This is a genomic window from Streptomyces cupreus (assembly GCF_014257025.1).
Classification (GTDB): Bacteria; Actinomycetota; Actinomycetes; order Streptomycetales; family Streptomycetaceae; genus Streptomyces; species Streptomyces cupreus.
In genome coordinates this window covers 95,313-108,320 of sequence record NZ_JACMSF010000013.1, presented here as the reverse complement: position 1 = coordinate 108,320, position 13,008 = coordinate 95,313, and the positions used below count along the sequence as shown (strand labels likewise).

Genomic DNA, 13,008 nt, shown 5'->3' with positions numbered 1-13,008 from the left:
CGTGAAACCAATCGATCCGCGTCTGCTTCGCTACGCCCGGGCCACCCGGTTTTTCCTGGTGGCCGTGGTCGGCCTGGGTGTTGTGGGGGCCCTGCTGGTCATCGCCCAGGCGATGCTCATCGCCGAGATCGTTGTCGGTGCGTTTCAGCACGGGCTTTCGGTCGGTGAACTCCGTACTCCTCTGCTGCTGTTGGTGGCCGTCGCGTGCGGGCGCGCTCTGGTCGCCTGGCTCACCGAGCTCGCCGCTCACCGGGCGAGCGCGGCGGTGAAGTCGGAGCTGCGGGGGCGGCTGCTGGAGCGCGCCGCCGCGCTGGGCCCGGGGTGGCTGGGCGGGCAGCGGACCGGATCGCTGGTCGCCCTCGCCACCCGGGGGGTCGACGCCCTCGACGACTACTTCTCGCGTTATCTGCCGCAGCTGGGGCTCGCGGTGGTGGTGCCCGTGGCGGTGCTCGCGCGGATCGTTACCGAGGACTGGGTCTCGGCGGCCATCATCGTCGGGACCCTCCCCCTCATCCCGGTCTTCATGATGCTGATCGGCTGGGCCACCCAGTCCCGGATGGACCGTCAGTGGCGGCTGCTGTCGCGACTGTCCGGGCACTTCCTGGACGTTGTCGCGGGGCTGCCGACGCTGAAGGTGTTCGGCCGGGCCAAGGCGCAGGCCGAGTCGATCCGGCGGATCACCGGCGAGTACCGGCAGGCGACCATGCGGACCCTGCGCATCGCCTTCCTGTCCTCCTTCGCGCTGGAGCTGCTCGCCACGATCTCCGTGGCACTGGTCGCCGTGACGATCGGCATGCGGCTCGTCCACGGCGAGATGGACCTGTACATCGGTCTGGTCATCCTGGTGCTCGCGCCCGAGGCGTATCTGCCGCTGCGCCAGGTGGGCGCGCAGTACCACGCGGCGGCCGAGGGCCTTGCGGCGGCCGAGGAGATCTTCGCCGTGCTGGAGACGCCGGTGCCGGCGTCCGGGAGCGCGGAGGTGCCCTCGGGTGCCCTGGCCTTCGAGGGCGTGACCGTCCGCTACCCCGGCCGGTCCGGGGACGCCGTGTCGGACGTGTCCTTCGTCGTCGAGCCCGGGGAGACCGTGGCGCTGGTCGGGCCGAGCGGTGCGGGCAAGTCGACGCTGCTGAACGTGCTGCTGGGATTCGTGCGGCCCGCCGAGGGGCGGGTCCGGATCGGCGGCGCCGACCTTGCCGGACTGGACCTGGAGCGGTGGCGGTCGAGGATCGCGTGGGTGCCGCAGCGGCCGCACCTGTTCGCGGGGACCATCGCCGACAACGTCCGCCTGGCCCGCCCCGACGCCGACGACACCGCCGTGGCGCGGGCGTTGGAGGACGCCGGGGCGCTGGAGTTCGTGGCCGCGCTGCCCCAGGGCGCCGACACCGTGCTCGGTGAGGACGGCGCCGGGCTGTCCGCCGGGCAGCGGCAGCGGCTGGCGCTGGCCCGGGCGTTCCTCGCGGACCGGCCGGTGCTGCTGCTGGACGAGCCGACGGCCGCGCTGGACGGCTGGACCGAGGCGGAGGTCGTGGCGGCGGTGCGACGGCTCGCCGTGGGCCGGACGGTCCTGCTGGTCGTGCACCGGCCCGCGCTGCTCGGGATCGCCGACCGCGTGGTGCGGCTGGCGGAGGCCACCGTGCCCGCCCCGGCGACCGCCGCCGTCTCCAAGGCCCCCGCGGCCCGCCTCATCGAGGAAGTGGTGGGCGAAGCCCCTGCCGCCGCCGAGGAACAGCCCGCGAAGACCACGGGCGGCGTCCTTGCCCGCGTCCGCGCGATGTCCGGCGCCCGCCGGGGCCGACTCGCCCTCGCCCTGCTGCTTGCCAGCCTCGCCCTCGGCAGTGCCGTCGGGCTGATGGCCACCTCCGGCTGGCTGATCTCCCGGGCCTCGCAACAGCCACCCGTGCTCTATCTGATGGTGGCCGTGACGGCGACGCGCACCTTCGGCATCGGGCGGGCCGTCTTCCGGTATGCCGAGCGGCTGGTGTCGCACGACGCCGTCCTGCGGATGCTCGCCGACACCCGCGTCGCCGTGTACCGGCGCCTGGAGCGGCTGGCGCCCGCCGGACTGCGCACGGCCCGGCGCGGCGACCTGCTGTCGCGGCTCGTCGCCGATGTGGACGCGCTCCAGGACTACTGGCTGCGCTGGCTGCTGCCCGCCGGTGCCGCGACCGTCGTCTCGGCGGTGTCCGTCGGGTTCACGGCCTGGCTGCTGCCGGAGGCCGGCGCGGTGCTCGCCGTGGGACTGCTGGCGGCCGGCGCCGGCGTCCCGCTCCTCACCGGCGCCGTGTCCCGCCGCGCCGAGCGCCGACTGGCCCCCGCCCGAGGACTGCTGGCGACCCGGGTGACCGATCTGCTCACCGGAACCGCCGAGCTGACCGTCGCCGGCGCCCTGCCCGCCCGTACTGCCGAGGCACGGCGGGCCGACGGGACGCTCACCCGGATCGCCTCGCGCGCCGCCACCGCCACCGCGATCGGCGACGGACTCACCGCGCTGCTCTCCGGCCTGACGGTCGCCGCCACCGCCCTCGTGGGCGCCCAGGGTGTCGCCGACGGACGGCTGAGCGGGGTCGCCATGGCCGTGGTGGTGCTCACCCCGCTGGCCGCGTTCGAGGCGGTCCTCGGGCTGCCGCTCGCCGTGCAGTACCGGCAGCGGGTGCGCAGGAGCGCCGAGCGGGTCTACGAGGTGCTGGACGCGCCCGAGCCCGTACGGGAGCCGGAGCGGCCCCGGCAGGCGCCCGTCTCGCCCTTCCCGGTCGTCCTCAGGGACCTCACCGCCCGCCACGCCGGGCAGGACCGGGACGCGCTCGCCGGGCTCGACCTGACTCTGGGGAAGGGCCGCAGGATCGCCGTGGTCGGGGCGTCCGGCTCCGGCAAGACGACCCTGGCCCAGGTGCTGCTGCGCTTCCTGGACGCGAGGGCGGGCGGGTACACGCTCGGCGGCGTCGACGCCCACGCCCTCGACGGCGACGACGTACGGCGGCTCGTGGGGCTGTGCGCGCAGGACGCGCACCTCTTCGACAGCTCGGTGCGCGAGAACCTGCTCCTCGCCAAGAAGGACGCCGACGAGGACGAACTGCACGACGCCCTGAGGCGGGCCCGGCTGCTGGAGTGGGCCGACGGACTGCCCGACGGGCTCGACACGCTGGTCGGCGAGCACGGGGCGCGGCTCTCCGGCGGGCAGCGGCAGCGGCTGGCGCTGGCGCGTGCGCTGCTCGCCGACTTCCCCGTGCTGGTGCTCGACGAGCCCGCCGAGCATCTCGACCTGCCCACCGCCGATGCGCTCACCGCCGATCTGCTGGCGGCCACCGAGGGCCGTACGACCCTGCTCATCACCCATCGGCTGGCCGGGCTCGAAGCCGTGGACGAGGTCGTCGTCCTCGATCGGGGACGGGTGACGCAGCGCGGTTCCTACGCGGAGCTCGCGGCGGTCGAGGGGCCGTTGCGGGCGATGGTGGAACGGGAGGAGGAGGCGGACCTGTTGGTGTCGGTGGGGTAGCCGGTTCGACTTTCCGGACCAAAACGACTTCCTTGGGCTCGGGTCATGTCACCGTCCTCCGGTCTCCCTCCGGGGAGCACGGCGGCGGTACGACGGTGGTGTGGCAGGCGCCTCGCTGAGCGCTTCTGTGAACGTCCGACCGAGCGCCCGGCTGGTCCGTCCGGGCCAACCGTTCCCCCAGCCGTACGACTTGAACAGGACCGCGCACCCCCGCGCGGGCCACGATCGCTGACATGCGCTCACATCGCCGTCATCCGCTGATCGTTCCGGCGCTGCTGTGCGCGTTGGCCGTGCTCGCGGCCCGGCCCACCGACGCCGCCGACACGGACAGCGACTCCACACTCAGCACCGAGGTGGCGCGGCTGTACGAGGACGCGGCCGTGGCGACCCAGCAGTACGAGGCCGGGCGGCGCGAGGCGGAGGCGCAGCGGGCGCGGGCCCAGCGGTTCGAGGTGCTCCTCGACCGCCAGCGCCGCGAGATCTCCGCCCTGCACGAGGATCTCGGCCGTATCGCGCGCGCCCAGTACCGCGACGGCGGCGGGATGCCGGTCACCGCGCAGATCATCCTCGCCGACAGCCCCGATGAGCTGATGCGAGGTCAGCACGTCTTCTCCCGGACCAACCTGGCGGTCAACAACGCCATCGAGAAGAGCCGCAGGGCCGAGACGCGGCTGGCCGCCGACGAGGAGAAGGCCGCCGCGGCATGGCGGGCGCTGGAAAAACGGAACACCGAGCTCGCCGCGATGAAGAAGGACATCGAGCGCAAGCTCGAAGACGCCCGCTGGCAGTTGCAGGGCCAGGCGGACGCCTCGGTGGCGGCCGGTTCGTGCCGGGGCGCGGTACGCCTGGACCAGCCGGAGACCCACTTCACCAACCGCTGGGTCGCGCCCGTGGAGACGTACGAGCTGTCCGCGTCCTACGGCAGCGGCGGGGAGCGCTGGGCGCGGCGGCACACCGGGCAGGACTTCGCGGTGCCGATCGGCACTCCGGTGCGGGCGGTCGGCGTGGGACGGGTGGTGCGGGTGTCCTGCGGGGGCCCGTTCGGCGTCGAGGTCGTGCTGGAGCATGCCGGGGGCTACTACACGCAGTACGCCCATCTCGCGGCCGTGGCCGTGGAACAGGGTGAGCGGGTGGGCGTCGGGCAGTGGATCGGGCAGTCCGGTACCAGCGGCAACTCCACCGGACCGCATCTGCACTTCGAGGCGCGGGTCACCCCGGAGTCGGGATCGGCGGTCGACCCCGTGGCCTGGCTCGCGGCGCGGGACGTGAGCCTCGGGTAGTCACCCGCGCTCGGCCAGCAGCCGCTCGATCACGACCGCCACACCGTCGTCGTTGTTGGCGACCGTCCGCCCGGAGGCCGCGGCGACCACGTCCGGGTGGGCGTTGCCCATGGCGTAGGACCGTCCGGCCCAGGTGAGCATCTCGACGTCGTTCGGCATGTCACCGAAGGCGACGACCTCCTCGTGTGAGATCCCGCGCTCGGCGCAGCACAGCGCGAGGGTGCTGGCCTTGGAGACGCCGGGGCCGCTGATCTCCAGCAGGGCGCTGGGGCTGGAGCGGGTGACATCGGCGCGGTCGCCGATGGCCAGGCGGGCCAGGGTGAGGAAGGCGTCCGGGTCGAGGTCGGGGTGGTAGGCGAGGATCTTGAGCACCGGCTCGTCGGCGCTCGGGGCGTCCTCAGCGAGCAGCCGCTCGGCGGGCGCCAGGCTGTCGGGGATCTCCATGTGCAGCTTCGGATAATCCGGCTCCTGGTGGAAGCCGTACGTCTGCTCGACCGCGTAGACCGTGCCGGGCGCCGCGTCCCGCAGATGGCGTACGGCGTCCAGGGCGTTCTCCCGGGCCAGCTCGCGCACCTTCACGAACCGATGGGCGCCCGGGCCGCCGTGCAGATCGACCACCGCGGCGCCGTTGCCGCAGATCGCCAGGCCGTGACCGTGGACATGGTCGCTGACGACGTCCATCCAGCGGGCGGGCCGGCCGGTGACGAAGAAGACCTCGACGCCCGCCTCCTCGGCGGCGGCGAGGGCCGCGACCGTACGCGGGGAGACCGACTTGTCGTCCCGCAGCAGAGTGCCGTCGAGATCGGTGGCGATCAGCCGGGGCGGTAGGGCGGCGGCCGGGGGCTCGTGCTGTCGAGTCGCTGAGGTCACCGGGCCATTGTCCCGCATATGCCCGCACGCCCGTGCGGGAGTGTGCGCATCTGAGTGGGAACGACGCTCACCCGCGCCCTGGCTCAGTCGAGCTGGGCCGTCGCCTCCATCGCGATCTGCTCGAAGACCTTCTCGTCCGCGGCGAAGTCCGAGTCGGGGATCGGCCAGTGGATCACGATCTCGGTGAAGCCCAGCTCGCGGTGGCGGCCCGCGAAGTCCACGAACGCGTCGAGGGACTGGAGCGGACGGGCGCGGTCGGGGGTGAAGCCGGTGAGCAGGATCTTGTCCATGGCGGCCGCGTCCCGGCCGATCGCGGCGCAGGCGTCGGCGAGCTTGTCGATCTGTCCGCGAATGGCTTGAACCGATTGTTCGGGGGTGCCGTTCTCGTACAGCTTCGGGTCGCCGGTGGTCACCCAGGCCTGGCCGTGGCGGGCGGCCAGCCGCAGTCCGCGCGGGCCGGTCGCGGCGATGGCGAAGGGCAGGCGGGGGCGCTGGACGCAGCCGGGGATGTTGCGGGCCTCGTGCGCGGAGTAGAAGTCGCCCTCGTAGGAGACGGCGTCCTCGGTGAGGAGGCGGTCCAGGAGCGGCACGAACTCGGCGAGCCGCTGGGCCCGCTCGCGCGGCGTCCAGGGCTCCTGGCCGAGGGCGGTGGCGTCGAAGCCGGTGCCGCCGGCGCCGATACCGAGGGTGATACGGCCGCCGGAGATGTCGTCGAGCGAGATCAGTTCCTTGGCGAGGGTCACCGGGTGCCGGAAGTTCGGGGAGGTGACCAGGGTGCCGAGGCGGAGCTGGTCGGTAGCGGCCGCGGCGGCGGTCAGGGTCGGTAGGGCACCGAACCACGGGCCATCGCGGAAGCTGCGCCAGGACAGGTGGTCGTAGGTGTAGGCGGTGTGGAAGCCGAGCTGTTCCGCCCGCTGCCAGGCCTCACGGCTCCCCTCGTGCCAGCGGCGGTACGGGAGGATCACGGTGCTCAAACGCAGACTCATGATTCGAGCGTATGCGGCCGAAAGGGTTTCACGTGAAACGGTCACCGTGTGCCGCGGTGCGACTCCGGAAAACGCAGGTATGGGGGTGGGACCGACCGGGTCAGCCAGACCCCGTTGGCGCTGACGTGGAAGACGTGGCCGTCGCGGTGCATGGCGCCCGAGTCGACGGAGAGGACGACCGGGCGGCCACGGCGGGCGCCTACGCGGGTCGCCGTCTCGCGGTCGGCCGAGAGATGGACGTCGTGGCGGTTCATGGGGCGCAGGCCCTCCGCGCGGATCGCGTCCAGCCGACGGGCCACCGTGCCGTGGTAGAGGTACGGCGGTGGGGTCGCCGGGGGCAGGCCCAGCTCGACCTCGATGCTGTGGCCCTGGCTGGCCCGGATACGGGTGCCGTCGATGGCGAAGCGGCGTTTGTCGTTCTTGGCGACCACGTGGTCCAGCTCTTCCCGGGTGAACCGGAAGCCGTGTGCCGCCGCCGCGGCGATGAGGGTGTCGATCTCCACCCAGCCGCCCTCGTCGAGGGTGAGGCCGATGCGCTCGGGCTGATGGCGGAGGTGTTTGGAGAGGTACTTCGACACCCTCACCGTGCGACGGTCGTCCATGGGTCTTTCTTCCATCTCCTCAGAGTGGCGGGAGAGACCTGGATCACGCGAATGATTTTGTCGACGATGTTTGATCCACAGCCAAGTGAGGTTATCCACAGGGGAATTGGCGATTCTGTGGACAACGAGCCTTCGTACCAAGGGGTTTCGTCAAGATCCGTTGACGTTTGACCAGTTGGCCAACTGCCCTGTCACACCGGTGGCTTGACCCGCGCGATCCTCCGCAGCACCCCCGGCGCGAACCGCGACAGCAGATGCGCCCCACGTGCCTCCGGAGTCACCGGAACAACCGCCTCATTGTTGACGATTCCGCGCAGAATCGCCTCCGCGACCTTCTCCGGTGGGTAGTTGCGCATGCCGTACAGACGGGCCGACCTCTTCTGGCGGCGGGCCTCCTCCTCCGCGTCAACACCAGTGAAACGCGCCGTCGATGTGATGTTGGTGTTCACGAAGCCGGGGCAGATCGCCGTCACGCCGATGCGGTCGTCGGCCAGTTCGGCACGCAGACATTCGCTCAGCATCAGGACCGCCGCCTTGGTCGTGCTGTAGGCGGGAAGGGCCCTCGACGGCTGATACGCCGCCGCCGAGGCAGTGTTGACGATATGGCCGCCCTGCCCCCGGTCCGCCATCTGCCTTCCGAACAGACGGCAACCGTGGATCACTCCCCACAAGTTGACGTCCAGCACCGTGCGCCAGTCGTCCGACGTCGTGTCCAGGAACGAGCCCGACAGGCCTATCCCGGCGTTGTTCACCAGGACGTCGACCACTCCGTACTCCGTGGCGACCTTCTCCGCCAGCTTCTCCATGGCCTGTTCGTCCGAGACGTCCACCGTCTCCGCCCATGCGTCCGGAGCGCCGATCAAGCGGGACATCTCCGCCGTACGGGCCGCCGCTTCCCCGTCCCGGTCCACCGCCACCACGCGCGCACCGGCCTCCGCGAACGCGTACGCCGTCGCCCGGCCGATGCCGCTGCCCGCGCCCGTGATCAGGACCAACTGGCCCCCGAATCGGTCGGCGTAGCGGCCGGTCGCCCTCGGTTCCTGCCTGCCGCCCTCCACCGACCTCACGAATGCGGCGACCCAGGACGCCAGTTGGTCGGGACGGGTGCGCGGGACCCAGTGCTTCGCCGGGAGCGTCCTGCGCGTCAACTGCGGAGCCCACAGCTCCAGTTCGTCGTAGAGCTGCTCCGACAGGAACACGTCCGCCAGCGGTGTGATCAGCTGCACCGGCGCATGCGCGTATGCGTCCGTGCGCGGGCGGCGCAGCCGCGACCGTACGTTGTCCCGGTACAGCCACGCCCCGTGCGCCGCGTCCGAAGGGAGCGACGACGTCGGGTAGTTGTCGGACGGTACCCTCTCCATCCGGCGCAGGATCCGCGGCCAGGTCTTGCCCAGCGGTCCGCGCCACGCCATCTCCGGCAGGGCCGGAGTGTGCAGCAGGTAGACGTACCAGGACTTGGCGCCCTGGCCCAGGAGTTGGCCCATCCGGCGCGGGGTCGGGCGCTTCATCCGCTTCTGGATCCAGTGGCCGAAGTGGTCCAGGGACGGGCCGGACATGGAGGTGAAGGAAGCGATCCTGCCCTCCGTGCGCTTCACCGTGACGAACTCCCAGGACTGCACCGAACCCCAGTCATGGCCCACCAGATGCACCGGACGGTCCGGGCTCACCGCGTCCGCGACCGCCAGGAAGTCGTCCGTCAGCTTCTCCAGCGTGAAACCGCCCCGCAGCGGCTGCGGGGCCGTGGAGCGGCCATGGCCCCGGACGTCGTACAGCACGACGTGGAAGTGGTCGGCCAGCCGCGCGGCGACCTGAGACCAGACCTCCTTGCTGTCCGGATAACCGTGCACCAGAAGCACAGTCGGCTGAGAAGGATCCCCCAGCTCCGCCACGCACAGCTCGACCCCGCCGGTCCGCACCCAGCGCTCACGCGCGCCCGTCAGCACTGTCACTTCTCCTCCGCCCAGCGCCGCACATGCGGCAGATCGTCGTCCAGCCAGAAGGCGCTCTCCTCGGTGTCCCGGGAGTCCGTGACGACGAGGATCTCCTCGAACTTCGCGCCCGTGCCCCGGAATCCGAGGTGGGGTTCGACCGCCCACAGGCCCGGCCGCGGCGGATGGTCGGAGAAGCGGTACGGCGACCACAGCGGGGACCAGCCCTCGCGGTGGCCGTGCAGCGCGTCGGCGGCCAGGCCCTTGAGGGACTGCGTGCCGAACCCGAAGAGCCGCGGTGACCAGCGCCGCTCGCGCACCCGGTCCACCTTGTGGGCGATCACGCCGAAGGGATACGCGCGATGCCGGTTGGCATAGCCCTGGCGGACCATCAGCCGGTCCACGTCCTCGTAGATCTCCCGCAGCGACCGGCGCTCACGCACCTCGCGCAGGATCAGCTCGCGGTGCGCCTGGAGGTCGTCCATCAGCTTGTGCTGGACCTGGTTCACACCGAGCGAGCCCGAATAGCCGATGTCGGCGGTGAAACCCTCGTACACCGGGGCCATGTCGAGGATGAACGGCATCCCCGGCTCCAGTCGGCGGTCGGTCGGGAAGAACTGCAGCGGAATACGGAAGCCGACGAACGCCGTGCGGTCCCCGAACCAGGCGAAGGGGAGGTGGAACCAGTCCCGCACGCCGCGCTCGCGCAGCCACTCCCGCTGCATCCGAGCCGTCTCACGCTCGGTCACACCGGGTTGCAGCTGGGCCGCCACCGTCTCGGCGCACTCGTAGGCAAGACGCTGCACTCTTCGGAAACCTCGCAGCTCCGCAGAGCGTTCACTGGTCAGTGCGGTAGCCATGGCACCCCGTCCTACCGGTTGCGGTACGCGCTCGTAACGTGACATCGGAGAATCTGACACTTGTTAGACCCACCGTCAATAGGCGGGGTGGCGACGGCTCTACCACAGCTCCCGTTGTTCGACCTCAGGGTGACCCCTAAGGACCCGTACGACTCCAGAGGGACCCCAAGACGGCTCTACGGTCTGACGACCGGCGTGTTCCACGTCACTACCGTCGTTGACGTGACTGTGATCGCGACCGAAAGCCTGAGCAAGCGGTTCCCCCGGGTGACCGCGCTTGACCGGCTCTCCGTGGACGTCGGGCCCGGTGTGACCGGACTCGTCGGAGCCAATGGAGCCGGCAAGTCCACACTGATCAAGATCCTGCTGGGTCTGTCCCCCGCCACCGAGGGCCGCGCCGAGGTGCTCGGCCTCGACGTCGCCACCAAGGGCGCCGCCATCCGTGAGCGCGTCGGGTACATGCCCGAGCACGACTGTCTGCCGCCGGACGTCTCGGCCACCGAGTTCGTCGTCCACATGGCGCGCATGTCAGGGCTGCCGCCGACCGCCGCGCGCGAGCGCACCGCGGACACACTGCGCCATGTCGGCCTGTACGAGGAGCGCTACCGCCCCATCGGCGGCTACTCCACCGGCATGAAGCAGCGTGTGAAGCTGGCCCAGGCCCTGGTCCACGACCCCGACCTGGTCTTCCTCGACGAGCCGACCAACGGCCTCGACCCGGTCGGCCGCGACGAGATGCTCGGCCTGATCCGCCGTATCCACACGGACTTCGGCATCTCGGTGCTGGTCACCTCCCACCTCCTGGGCGAGCTGGAGCGGACCTGCGACCACGTCGTCGTCATCGACGGCGGCAAGCTCCTGCGCTCCAGCTCCACCACCGACTTCACCCAGACCACGACCACCCTCGCGATCGAGGTAACCGACACCGACGAACACCCCGACGGCACCCGCGCGGTGCGCGAGGCGCTCCACGCGCGCGGGGTCACCGTCGAGGCCGGCAGCGGCCTGCCGGGCGCCGGGCACATCCTGCTGCTGAGCGCGCAGGGCGAGGAGACGTACGACCTTGTCCGGGACGTGATCGCGGACCTCGGCCTCGGCCTGGTGCGCATGGAACAGCGCCGGCACCACATCTCCGAGGTCTTCCAGGACAGCGACGAGCAGCGGAAGGAGGCGGCCGTTCATGGCTCTTGACCAGCCCGTGGCGGGTGACCAGACCCGCATCCACGACATCGGCTACCGCAACTACGACGGCCCCCGCCTCGGCCGTTCGTACGCCACCCGGTCCCTCTACTCGCAGTCCCTGCGCGGCGCCTACGGCCTCGGCCGCTCGGTGAAGTCCAAGGTGCTGCCGATGCTGCTGTTCGTGGTGATGTGCGTGCCCGCGGCCATCATGGTCGCGGTCGCCGTCGCCACCAAGGCGAACGACCTGCCCGTCGACTACACCCGCTACGCGATCGTCATGCAGGCGGTCATCAGCCTCTACGTCGCCTCCCAGGCACCCCAGTCCGTCTCCCGCGACCTGCGCTTCAAGACCGTGCCGCTGTACTTCTCGCGGCCGATCGAGACCGCGGACTATGTGCGCGCGAAGTTCGCGGCGCTGGCCTCGGCGATGTTCGTCCTCACCGCCGCCCCGCTGCTCGTCCTCTATGTGGGCGCGCTGCTGGCCAAGCTCGACTTCACCGACCAGACCAAGGGATTCGCACAGGGACTCGTCTCGGTGGCACTGCTCTCACTGCTCTTCGCCGGCCTCGGCCTGGTCATCGCCTCGGTCACCCCGCGCCGCGGCTTCGGCATCGCCGCCGTGATCGCCGTACTGACCATCTCCTACGGCGCCGTCTCCACCCTCCAGGCCATCGCCGACACCCAGGGCAGCACCGACGCCATCGCCTGGATCGGCCTGTTCTCGCCGATCACCCTGATCGACGGGGTGCAGTCCGCCTTCCTCGGCGCCTCCTCCGCCTTCCCCGGCGGATTCGGACCGTCCGACGCGGAGGGCGCGGTGTACGTCCTCGTCACGCTCGGCCTGATCGCCGCCACCTACGGCCTGCTGATGCGCCGCTACCGAAAGGTCGGACTGTGACCACGCTCTCCATCGATCATGTGTCCCGCTGGTTCGGCAACGTGGTCGCCGTCAACGACATCACCATGACCATCGGCCCCGGTGTCACCGGCCTGCTCGGCCCCAACGGCGCCGGAAAGTCCACCCTCATCAACATGATGGGCGGCTTCCTGGCCCCCTCCACCGGCACGGTCGCCCTCGACGGCCGGCAGGTGTGGCGCAACGAGGAGATCTACAAGCACATCGGCATCGTCCCCGAGCGCGAGGCGATGTACGACTTCCTCACGGGCCGCGAATTCGTCGTCGCCAACGCCGAGTTGCACGGCCTCGGCGCGAAGGCGGCCCAAAAGGCCCTGGCCACGGTCGAGATGGAGTACGCACAGGACCGCAAGATCCAGACGTACTCCAAGGGCATGCGCCAGCGGGTGAAGATGGCTTCGGCGCTGGTCCACAACCCTTCGCTGCTGTTGCTGGACGAGCCCTTCAACGGCATGGACCCGCGCCAGCGCATGCAGTTGATGGACCTGCTGCGGAAGATGGGGGACGAGGGCCGCACGGTGCTCTTCTCGTCCCACATCCTCGAAGAGGTCGAGCAACTCGCCTGGCACATCGAGGTCGTCGTCGCCGGACGCCATGCGGCAAGCGGTGACTTCCGCAAGATCCGCCGCCTGATGACCGACCGGCCGCACCGCTACCTGGTGCGCTCCAGCGACGACCGCGCTCTCGCAGCCGCGCTGATCGCCGACCCGTCGACGTCCGGCATCGAAGTCGACCTGGCGGAGGGCGCGTTGCGCATCCAGGCCGTCGACTTCGGCCGCTTCACGGCCCTGCTGCCGAGGGTCGCCCGCGACCACGGCATCCGGCTGCACACGGTCTCGCCGTCCGACGAGTCGCTCGAGTCCGTCTTCTCGTATCTCGTCGCGGCGTAGG

The 13,008-nt window shown here is 71.0% G+C and carries 10 protein-coding genes; 5 read left to right on the top strand and 5 right to left on the bottom strand.

The features are described from left to right. Window position 1 precedes the first annotated feature (1 nt). Window positions 2-3,493 (top strand): thiol reductant ABC exporter subunit CydD, encoded by a 3,492-nt coding sequence (gene cydD / locus H4N64_RS14860; RefSeq protein ID WP_186282772.1) that lies wholly within the window; start codon window positions 2-4, stop codon window positions 3,491-3,493. A 233-nt stretch (window positions 3,494-3,726) separates the two neighbouring features. After that, a complete protein-coding gene (locus H4N64_RS14855) occupies window positions 3,727-4,773 on the top strand; it encodes a M23 family metallopeptidase (RefSeq protein ID WP_186282771.1) in 1,047 nt (348 codons plus the stop codon). Here the strand turns inward: H4N64_RS14855 and H4N64_RS14850 are convergent, their stop codons facing one another. The 5 genes from H4N64_RS14850 to H4N64_RS14830 all read right to left on the bottom strand — a co-directional run bounded on the left by H4N64_RS14850 (window position 4,774) and on the right by H4N64_RS14830 (window position 10,019). Further along, window positions 4,774-5,661 carry a Cof-type HAD-IIB family hydrolase gene (locus H4N64_RS14850; protein WP_186282770.1) on the bottom strand — a complete coding sequence of 296 codons (888 nt, stop codon included), beginning with the start codon at window positions 5,659-5,661 and terminating at the stop codon, window positions 4,774-4,776. A gap of 65 nt (window positions 5,662-5,726) precedes the next feature. After that, window positions 5,727-6,629, bottom strand: a complete 903-nt coding sequence (locus H4N64_RS14845) for an LLM class flavin-dependent oxidoreductase (protein ID WP_186282769.1) — start codon at window positions 6,627-6,629, stop codon at window positions 5,727-5,729. 41 nt (window positions 6,630-6,670) lie between these two features. Next, window positions 6,671-7,231, bottom strand: a complete 561-nt coding sequence (locus H4N64_RS14840; protein WP_186282768.1) for an RNA 2'-phosphotransferase — start codon at window positions 7,229-7,231, stop codon at window positions 6,671-6,673. A gap of 191 nt (window positions 7,232-7,422) precedes the next feature. Further along, the gene (locus H4N64_RS14835; protein WP_186282767.1) at window positions 7,423-9,180 is read right to left on the bottom strand and encodes an SDR family oxidoreductase; all 1,758 of its coding nucleotides are present in this window, start codon (window positions 9,178-9,180) and stop codon (window positions 7,423-7,425) included. Continuing rightward, the gene (locus tag H4N64_RS14830) at window positions 9,177-10,019 is read right to left on the bottom strand and encodes a M24 family metallopeptidase (RefSeq protein ID WP_186282766.1); all 843 of its coding nucleotides are present in this window, start codon (window positions 10,017-10,019) and stop codon (window positions 9,177-9,179) included. The genes H4N64_RS14835 and H4N64_RS14830 overlap by 4 nt, the downstream gene beginning before the upstream one ends. 183 nt (window positions 10,020-10,202) lie before the next feature. Between H4N64_RS14830 and H4N64_RS14825 the strand changes: the two genes are divergently transcribed. Genes H4N64_RS14825 through H4N64_RS14815 form a run of 3 tightly spaced genes read left to right on the top strand, consistent with a single transcriptional unit; the run spans window position 10,203 to window position 13,007 of the window. Next, window positions 10,203-11,210 (top strand): ABC transporter ATP-binding protein, encoded by a 1,008-nt coding sequence (locus H4N64_RS14825; RefSeq protein WP_186282815.1) that lies wholly within the window; start codon window positions 10,203-10,205, stop codon window positions 11,208-11,210. After that, the gene (locus H4N64_RS14820) at window positions 11,200-12,099 is read left to right on the top strand and encodes an ABC transporter permease (RefSeq protein ID WP_186282765.1); all 900 of its coding nucleotides are present in this window, start codon (window positions 11,200-11,202) and stop codon (window positions 12,097-12,099) included. The genes H4N64_RS14825 and H4N64_RS14820 overlap by 11 nt, the downstream gene beginning before the upstream one ends. Beyond that, window positions 12,096-13,007, top strand: coding sequence for an ATP-binding cassette domain-containing protein (locus tag H4N64_RS14815; protein WP_186282764.1), 912 nt, complete (start codon window positions 12,096-12,098; stop codon window positions 13,005-13,007). The genes H4N64_RS14820 and H4N64_RS14815 overlap by 4 nt, the downstream gene beginning before the upstream one ends. The last annotated feature ends 1 nt before the right edge of the window (window position 13,008 follow it).